Annotated in this window: 12 protein-coding genes; 6 read left to right on the top strand and 6 right to left on the bottom strand. The window is 74.0% G+C overall.

What is annotated here, in order from left to right; genetic code table 11:
• Positions 1 to 25: 25 nt before the first annotated feature.
• From JQN84_RS08015 to JQN84_RS07995, 5 genes are read left to right on the top strand one after another with little or no spacing between them, the layout of a single operon-like run.
• Positions 26 to 2206: a molybdopterin oxidoreductase family protein gene (locus tag JQN84_RS08015; RefSeq protein WP_204957728.1), complete on the top strand. Its 2181-nt coding sequence runs from the start codon at positions 26 to 28 to the stop codon at positions 2204 to 2206.
• On the top strand, positions 2203 to 3636 hold the full coding sequence (locus tag JQN84_RS08010) for an FAD-dependent oxidoreductase (RefSeq protein WP_204957727.1): 1434 nt from the start codon (positions 2203 to 2205) through the stop codon (positions 3634 to 3636). Before JQN84_RS08015 ends, JQN84_RS08010 begins: the two co-directional genes overlap by 4 nt.
• Before the next feature lie 29 nt (positions 3637 to 3665).
• Complete coding sequence (gene nirB, locus JQN84_RS08005; protein ID WP_204957726.1) at positions 3666 to 6233, top strand: nitrite reductase large subunit NirB; 2568 nt, start codon at positions 3666 to 3668, stop codon at positions 6231 to 6233.
• Positions 6230 to 6577 (top strand): nitrite reductase small subunit NirD, encoded by a 348-nt coding sequence (gene nirD, locus JQN84_RS08000; RefSeq protein WP_204957725.1) that lies wholly within the window; start codon positions 6230 to 6232, stop codon positions 6575 to 6577. The genes nirB and nirD overlap by 4 nt, the downstream gene beginning before the upstream one ends.
• On the top strand, positions 6577 to 7665 hold the full coding sequence (locus JQN84_RS07995; protein WP_204957724.1) for a uroporphyrinogen-III synthase: 1089 nt from the start codon (positions 6577 to 6579) through the stop codon (positions 7663 to 7665). The genes nirD and JQN84_RS07995 overlap by 1 nt, the downstream gene beginning before the upstream one ends.
• A gap of 102 nt (positions 7666 to 7767) precedes the next feature.
• On the opposite strand, the gene JQN84_RS07990 is transcribed toward JQN84_RS07995, so the two are convergent.
• From JQN84_RS07990 to JQN84_RS07970, 5 genes are all read right to left on the bottom strand, one after another.
• Complete coding sequence (locus tag JQN84_RS07990; protein ID WP_204957723.1) at positions 7768 to 8391, bottom strand: GTP-binding protein; 624 nt, start codon at positions 8389 to 8391, stop codon at positions 7768 to 7770.
• The gene (locus JQN84_RS07985) at positions 8372 to 8734 is read right to left on the bottom strand and encodes a DUF742 domain-containing protein (protein ID WP_088647420.1); all 363 of its coding nucleotides are present in this window, start codon (positions 8732 to 8734) and stop codon (positions 8372 to 8374) included. The genes JQN84_RS07990 and JQN84_RS07985 overlap by 20 nt, the downstream gene beginning before the upstream one ends.
• 92 nt (positions 8735 to 8826) lie before the next feature.
• Positions 8827 to 9234, bottom strand: a complete 408-nt coding sequence (locus JQN84_RS07980; RefSeq protein WP_030329975.1) for a roadblock/LC7 domain-containing protein — start codon at positions 9232 to 9234, stop codon at positions 8827 to 8829.
• Positions 9231 to 12500 (bottom strand): sensor histidine kinase, encoded by a 3270-nt coding sequence (locus JQN84_RS07975; RefSeq protein ID WP_204957722.1) that lies wholly within the window; start codon positions 12498 to 12500, stop codon positions 9231 to 9233. The genes JQN84_RS07980 and JQN84_RS07975 overlap by 4 nt, the downstream gene beginning before the upstream one ends.
• Positions 12497 to 12658 (bottom strand): hypothetical protein, encoded by a 162-nt coding sequence (locus JQN84_RS07970; RefSeq protein ID WP_168222566.1) that lies wholly within the window; start codon positions 12656 to 12658, stop codon positions 12497 to 12499. The genes JQN84_RS07975 and JQN84_RS07970 overlap by 4 nt, the downstream gene beginning before the upstream one ends.
• Positions 12659 to 12937: 279 nt before the next feature.
• Between JQN84_RS07970 and JQN84_RS07965 the strand changes: the two genes are divergently transcribed.
• On the top strand, positions 12938 to 14119 hold the full coding sequence (locus JQN84_RS07965; RefSeq protein WP_204957721.1) for an ABC transporter substrate-binding protein: 1182 nt from the start codon (positions 12938 to 12940) through the stop codon (positions 14117 to 14119).
• A 74-nt stretch (positions 14120 to 14193) separates the two neighbouring features.
• Here JQN84_RS07965 and JQN84_RS07960 read toward each other — a convergent pair whose 3' ends face one another.
• Entirely contained in the window at positions 14194 to 15057 is an 864-nt protein-coding gene (locus JQN84_RS07960; protein ID WP_281902781.1) for an ABC transporter permease, read from the bottom strand.
• Between the last annotated feature and the right edge of the window lie 26 nt (positions 15058 to 15083).

Genomic DNA, 15083 nt, shown 5'->3' with positions numbered 1-15083 from the left:
CCGCCCGGCGGCACGCTTTGCGGACATGACAGACGGTGCACGCGCCGCGACACGAACGGGGCCCCCACCCCGGGAAGTGGGGACGCACTGCCCGTACTGCGCACTCCAGTGCGGCATGGTCCTGCGGGACACCGACGACGGCCGGACCGAGGTCCAGCCCCGACAGTTCCCCACCAACCGGGGCGGGTTGTGCCAGAAGGGCTGGACCGCCGCCGACCTGCTCGACCACCCCGACCGGTTGACCACCCCGCTGGTCCGTGACCCGTCGGGCGAGCTGCGGCCGGCCAGCTGGCAGGTCGCGCTGGACCGGATCGCCGACGGGCTGCGCACCGTCCAGCGGACCCACGGGCGGGACGCGGTCGCCGTCTTCGGCGGCGGCGGGCTCACCAACGAGAAGGCGTACGCCCTCGGCAAGTTCGCTCGGGTGGCGCTGCGCACCCGGCACATCGACTACAACGGCCGGTGGTGCATGTCCTCCGCTGCGGCGGCCGGGCTGCGCGCCTTCGGCGTCGACCGGGGGCTGCCGTTCCCGCTGACCGACCTGGGCCGCACCGACACCCTGCTGCTGGTCGGGGCGAACCCGGCCGAGACCATGCCGCCACTGATGCGGCACGTGACCGACCAGCGGGCCCGGGGCGGCCGGCTGATCGTCGTCGACCCCCGGCTCACCGCCACCGCCCGCCAGGCCGACCTGCACCTGCAACCGCTGCCCGGCACCGACCTCGCGGTCGCCAACGCGCTGCTGCACATCGCGCTCACCGAGGGACTGATCGACAGGGACTACGTCGCCGCCCGCACCGAGGGCTTCGACGCGGTCCGCCGCACCGTCGCCGAGTACTGGCCGGCCGAGGTGGAACGGCTCTCCGGGATTCCGGTGGCCGACCTGGAGGCGACCGCCCGCGCGCTCGGCACCGCCGCCTCGGCGATCATCCTCACCGCCCGGGGCGCCGAACAGCACGCCAAGGGCGTCGACACGGTCAGCGCCTACGTCAACCTCGCCCTCGCCCTCGGCCTGCCCGGCCGCCCACACTCCGGGTACGGCTGCCTCACCGGACAGGGCAACGGCCAGGGTGGACGCGAGCACGGCCAGAAGGCCGACCAGCTCCCCGGCTACCGCAAGATCGACGATCCGGCCGCCCGCGCGCACGTCGCCGGGGTCTGGGGCGTCGACCCGGCCGAGCTGCCCGGCCCCGGAGTGCCCGCCTACCAGCTGCTCGATTCGCTCGGCACCCCCGACGGCCCCCGCGCGCTGCTGGTCTTCGGCTCCAACCCGGTGGTCTCCGCCCCCCGCGCCGCCCGGGTCGAGTCCCGGCTGCGCGGGCTCGACCTGCTGGTGGTGGCCGACTTCCTGCGCTCCGAGACGGCCGAGCTCGCCGATGTGGTGCTCCCGGTGGCCCAATGGGCCGAGGAGGACGGCACGATGACCAATCTGGAGGGTCGGGTGCTGCGCCGCCGGGCGCTGCGCGAACCACCCCCCGGCGTCCGTACCGACCTGGCGGTCCTCGCCGACCTCGCCGCCCGCCTCGACGACACCGACCCGGTGCCGGCCGGCCCGGGGACCGGTCCGGCCGGGGCGGCGGACGGTCCGGCCCCGGTGACCACGCCGGAGCGCTTCCCCACCGACCCGAGGGTGGTCTTCGCCGAGCTGCGCCGGGCCTCCGCCGGTGGCGTCGCCGACTACGCCGGGGTGAGCTGGGAACGGATCGAATCCGCCGACGGGGTCTTCTGGCCGTGCCCCGACCCGGACGGACCCGACTCCCCCCGGCTCTTCGCCGACACGTTCCCCACCCCGACCGGCCGGGCCCGGTTCCACGCCGTCCGGCACCGGCCGGCGGCCGAGCCGGTCTGCGCCGACTATCCGCTGCACTTCACCACCGGGCGGGTCCTCGCCCAGTACCAGTCCGGCACCCAGACCCGACGGGTCGACGCGCTGCGCCGGGCCGCCCCGCACGGCTTCGTCGAGCTGCACCCCGACCTGGCCGCCCGGCTCGGCGTCGACGACGGCGACGAGGTACGGGTCGCCTCCCGCCGCGGTGAGCTGCGGGCACCGGCCCGGCTCAGCCCGACCATCCGGCCGGACACCGTCTTCGCCCCGTTCCACTGGCCCGGTGCGGCCCGCGCCAACTCCGTCACCAACGACGCTCTCGACCCGGTCTCCGGAATGCCCGAGTTCAAGATCTGCGCGGTCCGGGTGGAGCGGGCATGACCGGCCACATCGTGATCGTCGGGTACGGCATGGCCGGCGCCCGGCTCGCCACCGAACTGCACGCCCGCAACGGGGACCGCAAGGTCACCGTGCTCGGGGCGGAACCGCACCGGGCGTACAACCGGATCATGCTGTCCACGCTGCTCGCCGGCAAGGTCGACGAGCCCGACGTGGAGCTGGCCGAGGTCGCCGGGCAGGGCACCGACGTGCGGACCGGCGCGACCGTCACCGCCATCGACCGGGCCGCCCGCACGGTGCGCACCCCCGACGGCGACCTCGACTACGACCACCTGGTCCTGGCCACCGGCAGCCGGGCGGTGGTGCCCCCGCTGGCCGGCCTCGACCCGGCCGCCCTGCCGCCCCGGGTGGCCGTCTTCCGTACCCTGGCCGACTGCCGCCGGATCCTGGCCACCGCCCGGTCGGCGCGCACCGCGCTGGTGCTCGGCGGGGGGCTGCTCGGCCTGGAGGCGGCCCGTGGCCTCGCCGCCCGGGGGCTCGCGGTGACCGTGGTCCACCCCCACCCGTACCTGATGGAACGGCAGCTCGACCCGGCCGCCGGCGCGGTGCTCGCCGGCACGTTGGCCGGGCTCGGCGTCGCCACCCGGCTGGGCGTCCCGGCGACCGGGCTGGCCGCCGACCCCGACGGGGTCCGGCTCGACCTGGCCGACGGCACCGCCCTGCACGCCGACCTGCTGGTGCTCTCCTGCGGGGTGCGCCCCGACACCGGCCTGGCCACCGCCGCCGGGCTGACCGTCGACCGGGGGGTGCAGGTCGACGACCGGCTGCGCACCGACGACGAGGCGATCTCGGCGATCGGCGACTGTGCCCGCCCGCCCGGCACGGGCCCGACCGGGCTGGTCGCACCCGCCTGGGCGCAGGCCCGGGTGGTGGCCCGGCTGCTCACCGGCGAGGACCCCGCCGCCCGCTACCGGCCCCGGCCGGTGGTCACCCGGCTCAAGGCCGCCGGGATCGACCTGGCCGCGATGGGCGACCCGGCCGGCGGCCCCGGTGAGGAGCTGACCTTCAGCGACCCGGCCCGGGGGACGTACGCCCGGCTGCGCATCCACCACGACCGGCTCACCGGCGCGATCCTGCTCGGCGACAACCCGTCGGTCGGCACGGTGGTGCAGCTCTTCGACCGGGGCGCCCCGGTCCCCACCGACCGGCGGGCACTGCTGCTCGGCCGGTCACTCGGCGCTCCCGCCGCCCCCGTCGCCTCCCCGGCGCTGATGCCGGACGCGGCGACCGTCTGCCAGTGCAACGACGTCGACAAGGGCACCCTGGTCCGCTGCTGGCGCTCCGGGGCCCGGACGGTCGACGAGGTGGTCGCCGCGACCCGGGCCGGAACCGGCTGCGGTGGCTGCCGGCAGGCCGTCGGCGGGATCGTCGACTGGCTGTCCGAGGCGGACTCGGTGGGGACGACCCGATGACCGTGACGACACCACGAGGAGGTGAACCGATGACCCGTCAACGATTGGTCGTCGTCGGCAACGGCATGGTCGGCCAGCGGTTCGTCGAGGCGCTGCGCGCCCGCGACCACGACCGGCGGTGGCAGCTGACGGTGCTCGCCGAGGAGTCCCGCCCGGCCTACGACCGGGTGCGGCTGTCCGCGTTCTTCGACGGGGTCAGCGCCGAGGAACTGAACCTGCACACCCCCGACGACGGGGTGGAACTGCGCCTCGGCGACCCGGTCACCGGGATCGACCGCCGCCGGCGGGTGGTGACCACCGCAACCGCCGAGCACCCGTACGACGCGCTGGTGCTGGCCACCGGGTCGTACCCGTTCGTCCCGCCGGTGACCGGCACCGACCTGCCCGGCGTCTTCGTCTACCGCACCCTCGACGACCTGGCGGCGATCCGGGCGCACGCCCGGGGCCGGTCCACCGGGGCGGTCATCGGTGGTGGCCTGCTCGGGCTGGAGGCCGCCAACGCGCTGCGCCTGCTGGGGTTGCGGACCCACGTGGTGGAGTTCGCACCCCGGCTGATGCCGGTGCAGGTCGACGAGGCGGGCGGGGCGATGCTGCGCCGCTACGTCGAGGAACTGGGCGTCGCCACCCACCTCGGGGTGGGCACCACCGCGCTGCGGCCCGGCCCGGACGGCACGGTCGCCGCGCTGGACCTCTCCGACGGCGGCACGGTCGACGCCGACCTGGTCGTGGTGGCCGCCGGCATCCGGCCCCGCGACGAGCTGGCCCGCGCCGCCGGTCTGCCGCTGGGCCCCCGCGGCGGAGTGCTGGTCGACGGGGCCTGCCGCAGCGACGACGAGCGGATCTGGGCGGTCGGCGAGTGCGCCGCCGTCGACGGCACCTGTCACGGCCTGGTCGCCCCCGGGTACGCGATGGCCGAGGTGGTCGCCGACCGGCTGCTCGGTGGCGCGGCCACCTTCCCCGGCGCGGACAGCGCCACCAAACTCAAGCTGCTCGGCGTCGACGTGGCCTCGTTCGGCGACGCCCACGGCACCACCCCTGGCTGCCTGGACGTCACGTTCACCGACCCGGCCACCCGTTCGTACGCGAAGCTGGTGCTCTCCGACGACGCACGGACGCTGCTCGGTGGGGTGCTGGTCGGGGACGCGAGCGCCTATCCGACGCTGCGGGCCAGCGTCGGTGGGCCGCTGCCCGCTCCCCCGCTGGCACTGCTGGCCCCGGCCGGCGAGGGCGGCGGCGGGGTGACCGCGCTGCCCGGCGCGGCGCAGGTCTGCTCGTGCAACGCGGTGACCCGGGACGACATCGACGCGGCGATCGCCGGCGGGGCGTGCGACGTGCCGGCGTTGAAGGCGTGCACCCGGGCCGGGACGAGCTGCGGCTCCTGCGTGCCGATGCTCAAGTCTCTGCTCGACGCGGCCGGGGTGCAGCAGTCCACCGCCCTGTGCGAGCACTTCGACGCCAGCCGGCAGGAGTTGTTCGACATCGTCCGGGTCCGCGGTATCCGGACGTTCTCGCAGCTCGTCGCCGAACACGGCCGGGGCCGGGGGTGTGACGTCTGCAAGCCGGTGGTGGCCTCGATCCTGGCCTCGCTGGGCACCGGGCACGTGCTCGACGGCGAGCAGGCGTCGTTGCAGGACACCAACGACCACTTCCTGGCCAACCTGCAACGCGACGGCAGCTACTCGGTGGTGCCCCGGATCCCGGGCGGCGAGATCACCCCGGACAAGCTCATCGTGATCGGTGAGGTGGCCCGCGACTTCAAGCTCTACACCAAGATCACCGGCGGGCAGCGGATCGACCTGTTCGGCGCGCGGGTCGAGCAGCTACCGCAGATCTGGCGGCGGCTGGTCGACGCCGGCTTCGAGTCCGGCCACGCGTACGGCAAGTCGCTGCGCACGGTGAAGTCCTGCGTCGGCGAGACCTGGTGCCGCTACGGCGTGCAGGACTCGGTCGGCCTGGCCGTCGCGCTGGAACTGCGCTACCGGGGTCTGCGGGCCCCGCACAAGCTCAAATCCGCCGTCTCCGGCTGCGCCCGGGAGTGCGCCGAGGCGCGCAGCAAGGACTTCGGCATCATCGCCACCGACACCGGCTGGAACCTCTACCTCGGCGGCAACGGCGGCTTCCGGCCCCGGCACGCCGACCTGTTCGCCACCGACCTGGGCACCGAGGAACTGATCACACTCATCGACAGGTTCCTGATGTTCTACGTCCGCACCGCCGACCGGCTGCAACGCACCTCCGCCTGGATCGAGGCGATGGACGGCGGCCTGGAACACCTCCGCTCGGTGATCGTCGACGACTCGCTGGGGCTCTGCGCCGAACTCGACGCGGCGATGGCCCGACACGTCACCTCCTACTCCGACGAGTGGCGGGACGTGCTCGACGACCCCGACCGGCTGCGCCGGTTCACCTCGTTCGTCAACGCCCCCGACGTGCCGGACCCGTCGATCACCTTCGCCGTGGAACGCGGCCAGCCGGTGCCGACGCGCGACACCCGTCCCGCCGGGACCGCGCCACCCGATGGCGGCACGCCACCCGACGGGGCACCCGCCCGACGTCGGCAGCCGGTCGTCCTGGGTCTGCCGGAGGTGCGGCGATGAGCGACACCGTCACCGCCGCCTGGACCCCGGTCTGCCCACTGCAGCGGCTGGAACCCGAACGGGGCGTCGCCGCCCTGGTCGGCGGCGTCCAGGTGGCGATCTTCCGGATCGACGACGAGCTGTTCGCGGTCGACAACCTCGACCCGCTCAGCGGCGCGTACGTCATGTCGCGGGGCATCGTCGGCAGCCGGGGCGGGGTGCCCACCGTCGCCTCCCCCCTGCACAAGCAGGTGTACGACCTGCGAACCGGGCTCTGCCTGGACCTGCCCGGGGTGACCCTGCCCCGGTACGACGTCCGCTGCCGGGACGGCCTGGTCGAGGTGCGGCTGCGACAGGAGGAGTGATGCGGGACGAACTGGCCGGCTTCACCATCGGGGTGACCGCCGACCGGCGACGCGACGAACTGGCCGCGTTGCTGGAGCGGCGCGGTGCCCGGGTGGTGCTCGCCCCGGCCCTGCGGATCGTGCCGCTGTCCGACGACACCGACCTGCGGGACGCCACCCGGGCCTGCCTGGACCGGCCACCGGACGTGCTGATGGCCAACACCGGCATCGGCATGCGGGGCTGGCTGGAGGCGGCCGAGGGCTGGGGGTTAGCCGAGCCGCTGAAGAACGTGCTGTCCCGGGCCTACGTGGTGGCCCGCGGCCCCAAGGCGCGCGGCGCGATCCGGGCCGCCGGCCTGCACGACCAGTGGTCGCCGGCCTCGGAGAGCTGCGAGGAGGTGGTGGAGCACCTGTGCCGGCGCGGGGTGGCCGGGCAGGTGATCGCCATGCAGCTGCACGGCGACCGGCAGCCGGAGTGCACCGAGGCGCTGGAGGCAGCCGGCGCCACCGTGATCGAGGTGCCCGTCTACCGGTGGGCCCCGCCGACCGATCCGGCCCCGCTGCACCGGCTGATCGACCTGGTCGCCGGCCGGCTGGTCGACGCCGTCACCTTCACCTCCGCCGCGGCGGCGGAGGCGCTGCTGCGCGCCGCCGGGGACCGCACCGAGGCGGTGCTCGCCGCGCTGCGCGGGGACGTGCTGGTCAGCTGCGTCGGCGCGGTCACCGCCGAACCCCTGGTCCGGCGGGGGGTGCCGGTCAGTGCGCCGAGCCGCGCCCGGCTCGGCGCACTGGTCCGCACCATCGTGGACGAACTGCCCCGCCGTACCGTCACCGTGAAGGCGGCCGGACACCTGCTGACCCTGCGCGGGCACGCCGCCGTCATCGACGGGGAACTGCGCCCGCTGGCCCCTGCCCCGATGGCGGTGCTGCGGGCGCTGGCCACCCGACCCGGCCGGGTGCTGTCCCGGACCGAACTGCTGCGCACGCTGCCCCGCGGGGCCGATGAGCACGCGGTGGAGATGGCGGTGGCCCGGCTGCGGGTGGGGCTGCGGGCACCCCGGGTGGTGCAGACCGTGGTCAAGCGCGGCTACCGGCTACGGGTGGAGTGACCCGGACCCGTAACGGTGGACGCGGACCGGGTGGCGGGCGTGGAACGCGACGGCCCGCCCCACCGTCACACGGAGGGGCGGGCCGGGTGGTCACGGGTCGGCTCAGCCCACCGGGGTGGGGAAGCCCCGGCCGTGCTCAGCCTGGAGCCTGATCATGGCGTGCTCCACCACCGTCACCAGCACCTGCTTGACCGACTCACGGTCCCGGGCGTCGCACATCACCAGCGGCACGTCCGCCGAGATGGCCAGCGCCTCCCGGACCTCGTCCGGCTCGTACAGGTCCGAGCCGTCGAACCGGTTCAGCGCGACCACGTACGGGAGTTTGCGGTTCTCGAAGTAGTCGAGCGGGGCGAAGGCGTCGGTGATCCGGCGGGTGTCCACCAGGACGGCGGCACCCACCGCACCCCTGATGATCTCGTCCCACATGAACCAGAACCGGGTCTGGCCGGGGGTGCCGAACAGGTACAGGATCAGGTCCTGCGCCATGGTGATCCGGCCGAAGTCCATGGCGACCGTGGTGGTCTCCTTGCCTGGCACCTTCGACGGGTCGTCGATGCCGACACCGGCGGCGGTCATCAGCGCCTCTGTGGTCAGCGGAGTGATCTCGGAGATCGCCCCGACCAGGGTCGTCTTGCCCACGCCGAAGCCACCCGCGACCACGATCTTCGCGGAGACGATTCCCCGGCTCTGGCGCGACCCGGCGGGGTCATAGCCTGCGAAGTCCACTTAGCACCCTTCCAAGGATTTCCATCCGCTCCTCGAACCCCTCGGCGGGAGCGGCAGTGTGTAGCGTGAGCAGACCGTCGGCGACCAGGTCGGCGATCAGCACCCGGGCGACGCCCAGCGGCATCCGGGTGTACGCGGCGATCTCCGCCAGCGACTGCGCCCGACCCTCGCAGACGGTGGCGATGCGGTACTTGTCGTGTCCGGCGAAACGGGACTCGGCCACCTGGGTCGCGTTGGAGCTGAGCACCGCCTCCAACGCGATGTCCCGGCTCGGTTCGGTGCGGCCCCGGGTGACCGCGTACGGACGTACCAGCGCTCCACGTGGGTCCCGCCTGGGGTCCATCCCTCGATCACCTCCTCCCGCCCGGGACCGGGCCCGGATGCTTCGTCACTCGGGCCGGACGCGGTCGCGCCCGGCCCACCCGCCGACCGTGGCTACGAGCGCACGGCGTCCCGGGGCAGCGGCACCAGCGCCGCGCCCACCCGCTCGACCAGCAGCGCCATCTCGTAGCCGACCTGACCCACGTCACAGCTGCGGGCGGCGAGCACCGCCATCGACGAGCCGTCGCTGATCGACATCAGGAACAGGTAGCCGCTGTCCATCTCGATCACTGTCTGCAGCACCCCGCCGGCGCTGAACATCCGGGCGGCACCCTCGGTCAGACTCACCACGCCGGAGGTGATCGCCGCGAGCTGGTCGGCCCGGTCGGCGGGCAGGTCCCGCGAGGAGGCGAGCAGCAGCCCGTCCGCGGACACCGCCACCACGTGGGCGATACCCGCCACGCTGTCGGCGAAGTTGGTGAGCAGCCAACCCATGTCCTGCATGGCAGCTGGCCTGTTCATCGGTTCGTCTCCTTGGTCGAGGTGCTGTTGAGGTCCGCGCCCGCCGTACGACCGCGCTGGACGCCGCGGTGGTAGGCCGAGAGCAGGCCGCGTACTTCGTCGGGGGTGCGGCGGCTACGGTCCCGGCCGCTCTTCGGCTCGATCCCGCCGGGCACGAGCTGCGCCTGGGGCACCCGCTTGGGCAGGCCGGACCGGGTGGTGCCGGCGTTGGCGGGCTCGGCCGCCTGGCTGGCCCGGGTCCAGCCCTCGTCGGCCGCCGTCCGCCACGCGTCGGGATCGGTTTCCGGCCCGGTCGGCGGGGCCTCGGGGGCGGCCGGCGGGGTTGTGCCGTAGGTCGGCGACGCGGTGGCGGCGGGCGGTACGGGACCCGGGGCGGCTGGCGCTTCCGGGGCCGCCGGGGCGGCTGGCGCCTCCGGGGGTGCCGGCGTGACGGTAGGCGTGCCGGCGGCGGTCGGTGCGGTCGGCACCCGGGTGGGCAGCGGCGGGCGCGACGGCGCGGTCGCGCCGTTCGGGCGGGCCGGCGCGGCCGGCGGTTCCTCGTCGAACCGGGGGCGGGTGAAGATCGCGGTGGCGTCGTCGCCGTGGGACCGGAACCACACCGCCTCCATCTCCCGGAAGATCGGCGAGTCGGCCGGCCGGTCCGGGCGGGCCACCACCGGCGTCGACGGGGCCGGCGGGGTGTACGAGGTGGCCGGCGCGGTGTACGGCTGCGCGGCGGGAGCGGCGTACGCGGCCGGCGGTGCGGCCGGGGCGAACGACGCGGCGGCGGCCGGGGCGAACGGGGTCGCCGCCGGTGCCCCCGCGTACGGGGTGGCGGCGGGTGCCCCGGCATACGGGGCGGCGGCGGGCGCCCCGGCGAACGGCATGGCCCCCGCGCCGTACGACTCCGTCGGGTGCGGTGCGGCACCGGCGACCGGGCCGGCCGGCAGGACCGGGGCGGGCTCGGCCGGTGTGGCCCGCCGGGGCAGCGGGTCGATGGTCGGGTTCGCCACCGTGGGGCTGCCGGCGGAGAAGGCGTTGAACCCGGAGTCGGCGGTCGCCGGGGTGGGCAGCGGCGCGAACGGCGGGGCGGAGACCGGGCCGCCGAACTGCACGGCGGGAGCGGTGTCCCGGGCATCCACCGGCGGCTGCCAGGGGGCCGGGGCGGGCGGGGTGTTGCGCCACTGGTCGGTCAGGGTCGCCGCTGCGCTGCGGGTCCCGTTGAGGGCACCGCCGAGACCGGCGGGGGCGGGCGGCTGCTCGACCGCCAGCGGCTGGCGGGGCCGGCTGATCGCCTGGTCCCGGCCCCGGTGGGCGGGGAGCACCACGGTGGCGTTGGGCAGCGTCACCTGGGCGACGGTGCCGCCCTCGACGTTGCGGCGCAGCTCCACCCGGATGCCGTACCGGCTGGCGAGCCGGCTGACCACGGCCAGCCCCATCAGTCGGAAGGCGGCCACGTCCACGGTCGGCGGGGCGGCGAGCCGGCGGTTGAGCGAGTCGAGCTGCTCGTCGGTGAGGCCGAGTCCCCGGTCCTCGATCTGGATCAGCACGTAGTCGCGGATGCGCCGGCCGTCGGCGACCACGGTGGTGGTCGGCGGCGAGAAGCGGGTGGCGTTGTCCAGCAGCTCGGCCACGAGCCGTACCACGTCGTTGACGGCGTGGGCGGCGACCGAGATGTCGGTGTCGACGGTGCCGAACTCGATCCGGTTGTACAGCTCCACCTCGGACTGGGCGGCGCGCAGCACGTCTACCAGCAGCGCGTCGTCGCGACGCGGCACGGCCGAGTCGGCACCGGCCAGGACCAGCAGGTTCTCGTCGTTGCGGCGCATCCGGGTGGCGAGGTGGTCCAACTCGAAGAGCTGGGCGAGCCGCTTCGGGTCCTCCTCGCCGCGCTCGATCGCGTCCAGTTCGCCGATCATCCGGTCGACCAGGGTCTGACTGCGCCGGGCCAGGTTGAGGAACATCGCCGAGACGCTGGTCCGCAGGGCCGCCTGCTCGGCGGCGACCCGGACGGCCTCCCGGTGCACGACGTTGAACGCCAGGGCCACCTGGCCGACCTCGTCCCGGTTGGTCAACCGGATCGGGTCCCGCACCTGACGGACGATCTCCTCGACACCGCCGTCACCGACGCTGCCCATGTTCTGCAGCCGCTTGACCGCGTCCGGCAGGTCGTGGTTGGCCACCGACAGCGCGCCCTCCCGCAGCCGGCGCAGCGAGTGGTTGAGCGAGCGGGCCAGCACCACCGCGAGGGTGATCGCGACGATGAGGGTGAGCAGCACCAGCACCGTCTCGATGACGGCCTGCTGGATGACGTCGCTGCGGGCCTGCTCGGAGCGGGCGAGCAGGGTGTCCTGGAGCTGGATCTCGGTCCACCGCATCAGGTCGTTGACCGCGCCGATCGCGGCGCTGGCGTCGCCGGCGCTGACCGGGCTGCGCTGACCGACCGAGCGGGTGATGTCGGCGGCCACCCGGTCGGCCAGGCCGACGGCGTCACCGGAGACCGCGCTGTCGACCAGCGCACGCTGGGTGGGGTCGGCGGCCAGGGAGAAGCCGAGCAACGCCTCCTGCTGGCTGGTCAGGGTCGCCACGAAGGAGGAGAACTGCTCCTCGTCGAGGCGTCCGCCGACCAGCGCGGTGTAGGCGACCGCCTCCTCCTCGGCGACGGCCGACTTGGCCCGGCTGAACGCGGCCACCGCGCGGCGGGCGTCCGCCAGGCTCTCCTGGCCGGGCATCTGGGCCAGGGTGTCGCCGTACGAGACCAGGTCGGTGAGGATCACGCCGTACCGCAGGGTGGCCTCGGCGACGGGCATCTGCCGGCGGTCGAGCACCTCCTGCCGGGTCGCGTCGAGCGTGCGCAGGTGGTCGTCGATCACCTTGAGCCGGTCCCGCACGGCGGACGGGACCTCGCCGAGGTCGGCCCGCTCGGCCCGGTACGCGTTGATCCGCTCGCCGGTGGCCCGCACCCGCAGGTTGTAGTCGTCGGGACGCAGCTGCGGGTTCGCCAGGTAGGCGGCGGCCGCCATCCGTTCCTTGTGCAGATCCTGTGTCAGTGCGGAGACGTCGATGGACAGTGCGGTCAGTGACCGGATCTGGGTCGCGTCGACCGCACCCTCGGTAGTGGAGACGAGTCGGATTGTCGCCAACGCGATGACCGCGGCTACCGGTACGACCAGAATCAGGGCGAGCTTGGAACGAATGCGCGCATCCCGCAACCGGGGCAGTCGGCGCTCCCGTTCGGGTCCGGCGCTTTCGCCTGGCTCGGGCAGGGTCGTCGGTCCGGTGCTCACGACATCGCCTCCGTCGTATCTTCCACACGCCTGACCCGCCGACCCGCGCCTGGTGCGACGGACAGCGCCATGCGCGGCACGGCCGCGATTTCATCAGAGAAGATCCTGTTTGGGAAGCCGCGTTCGGACAGGAATCGGTCGACCAGTGCGCTGGTCACCATTTTCCCTGCTGAGCAGGCCACCCCTGAACAGGGCATGTCACTCCAGAGTGTTCGTTCGCCTCTGATGAGTGAGCATGGGTAAATATCTGATGTCCCCACAATGTGAGATTCGCGTCCCGAAACCGCCGTCAGCATCGCGCTTGACCGCACGCCCCCGCATTGGCAAGGTTTTGCAGGCTTTCGCGCACACCGTACGGCACACAATCCCGTTTCTCCACTGAGGACGGACTAGCGGCGGTGACCGGGCCTCGCCCGCGCCGCACCTGGAGGACTGAGTTGAGCCCCATCCGCTCCGCGACCATCGTGGCGCTCGCATCGGCCGTGCTGGCCGCCACGCTCACCGGCTGCTCGTTCGGCGCGGCAGAGAAGGACAGCAGCCCGATCACCATCGCCGCCGACCTCGAACTCTCCGGTGCCGCGGCACCGGTCGGCAAGGCGTACCAGCGCGCCCTGGAACTGAAGGTCGACCAGTTGAACGCGTCCGGCGCCCTGGGCGACCGGAAGGTCAGGCTGGTGGTCAAGGACAACCGCTCCGACGCCGCCGAATCGCTGCGCAACATCGGCGACTTCAGCAACGACGCCACGGTCAACGCCATCATCATGGGCGGCTGCAACCAGTGTGCCGTCGACGCCGTGCGCACCATCAACGAGCGGAAGATCCCGACCATCGCGCTCGCCCCGTCCGGCACGGTCGCCAGCCCGGTCACCGAACGCCGGTACGTGTTCAAGCTCGCGCCGAACGCGGCCGACAACGCTTCCGCGCTCACCGCCGAACTGCGGCGACGCGGGATCACCGAGGTCGGCGTCCTGCACAGCGACGACGACTACGGCCGCGAGGGTCTGACCGCGCTGGACGCCGAGTTCGGCAAGACCACCATCAAGCGGGTGCGCGCCGAGGCGGTCCGCACCACCGACACCGAACTGGCCGCACCGGTGCGCCGGCTGACCAACCGCGACCCCGCCGCCCTGATCATCTGGACCCCGCCGGAGCAGGCCACCCTCGCCGCCACCGCCGCCGACCAGTCCGGCTACGGCGGGTCGCTCTTCTTCGACGCCGCCGCCGCCGGTGACCTCTTCCTGGGCGGTTCCGGCCAGGCCACCGAACGGGCCACGATGATCTTCACGCAGACCATGGTGATCGACGACGTCATCGCCACCACCCCGGCCAAGGCCGCCCGCCGGCAGTGGTTCCAGGACTACACCGCCCGGTTCGGCGGGTACAACGGACTGTCGTCGTTCGCCGCCGACGCCGTACAGCTGATCGCCGACTCGGCGCTGCGCTCCGGCGGCCCCGACGGCAAGGTCAACCGGGACGGCCTGCGCGACGTGCTGGAGACGTCCCAGTTGGACGGTCTGTCCGGGCCGATCCGGATGACCCCGGACAACCACTCCGGCCTGATGCCGCAGGCGCTGACCACGCTCGTCGCGCGCGGTGGGCGGTGGCGGCTGGCGGGCTGACCACCACACGCTGACGGGCCGGCCCCCAGGTGGGGTCGGCCCGTCAGTGGCGTCGGGGGTCGCCCCGGAGCGGGTCAGCGGGCCGACGTGGTGGCCCGGACCCAGGGCAGGGCCAGCCGCTCCACCAGGGACAACGCCGAATAGAGGAGGATGCTCATGGCGGCGATCAACACGATCGCCGCCCACGCGGTCGCCGTGTCGCCGACGCCGTTGTACTGGAGGATCTGGTAGCCCAGACCCGGCTTGTCGGAGTAGAACTCCCCGATCACCGCGCCGATCGCGGCCAGCGGCATCGCCACCTTCAACCCGACGAAGATCTGCGGCAGCGCGGCCGGGAACCGGACCTTGCGGAACGACTGCCACCAGGAGGCGTTCAACGACCGGGCCAGCTCGGCCAGGTCCGCCGGGGTGGTGGTCAGGCCGGTGGCGGTGGAGAGCACGATCGGGAAGAAGCAGAGCAGGAACACCATGGTCAGGATCGGCTTGGTCCCCCAGCCGACCGAGACCACCAGCAGCGGCCCCAACGCGATCTTCGGGACCGCGTTGATCGCCACCAGCAGCGGGGCGAACATCCGCTCGACCCGCCGGGAGGCGGCCAGCGTCATCCCGATCAGCACCCCGGCGACCGCCGACAGCAGGAAGCCGAGCACCGTCATCAGGGTGGTCGTGCCCAGCGCCGGGAGGAGCACGTCCGCCGACGCGGTCAGTGAGCTCCCGACCGCCTGTGGCGGCGGCAGGGACGCCGGGTGCACCAGGTGCAGCCCGGAGGTGACCGCCCACCAGACGGCCAGCGTGACCACCAGGCCGAGCAGCGGCAGGCCGACCGTCGCGGGGCGCATCCGGGACCAGGGTGACCGGCGGGGCGTCGGGGGCACGGTCGGCACGGCGGTCGGTGGTCCGGCCGACCCGGGTACGGGACGGGTCATCGACTCCGTCACAGGGTCCTCCTCTCCTGCCGGCGCGT

The organism is Micromonospora humidisoli (assembly GCF_016900955.1).
GTDB lineage: Bacteria > Actinomycetota > Actinomycetes > Mycobacteriales > Micromonosporaceae > Micromonospora > Micromonospora wenchangensis.
The sequence above is the reverse complement of the archived record's forward strand: the minus strand, read 5'-3'. Positions and strand labels throughout refer to the sequence as shown.

Bases quoted from the DNA above. Each gene is read 5' to 3' on its own strand.
- nirD (WP_204957725.1), top strand. From the start codon at position 6,230: ATGAGCGACACCGTCACCGCCGCCTGGACCCCGGTCTGCCCACTGCAG.
- JQN84_RS08015 (WP_204957728.1), top strand. From the start codon at position 26: ATGACAGACGGTGCACGCGCCGCGACACGAACGGGGCCCCCACCCCGG.
- JQN84_RS07980 (WP_030329975.1), bottom strand. From the start codon at position 9,234: ATGAACAGGCCAGCTGCCATGCAGGACATGGGTTGGCTGCTCACCAAC.
- JQN84_RS07985 (WP_088647420.1), bottom strand. From the start codon at position 8,734: ATGGACCCCAGGCGGGACCCACGTGGAGCGCTGGTACGTCCGTACGCG.
- nirB (WP_204957726.1), top strand. From the start codon at position 3,666: ATGACCCGTCAACGATTGGTCGTCGTCGGCAACGGCATGGTCGGCCAG.
- JQN84_RS07995 (WP_204957724.1), top strand. From the start codon at position 6,577: ATGCGGGACGAACTGGCCGGCTTCACCATCGGGGTGACCGCCGACCGG.
- JQN84_RS08010 (WP_204957727.1), top strand. From the start codon at position 2,203: ATGACCGGCCACATCGTGATCGTCGGGTACGGCATGGCCGGCGCCCGG.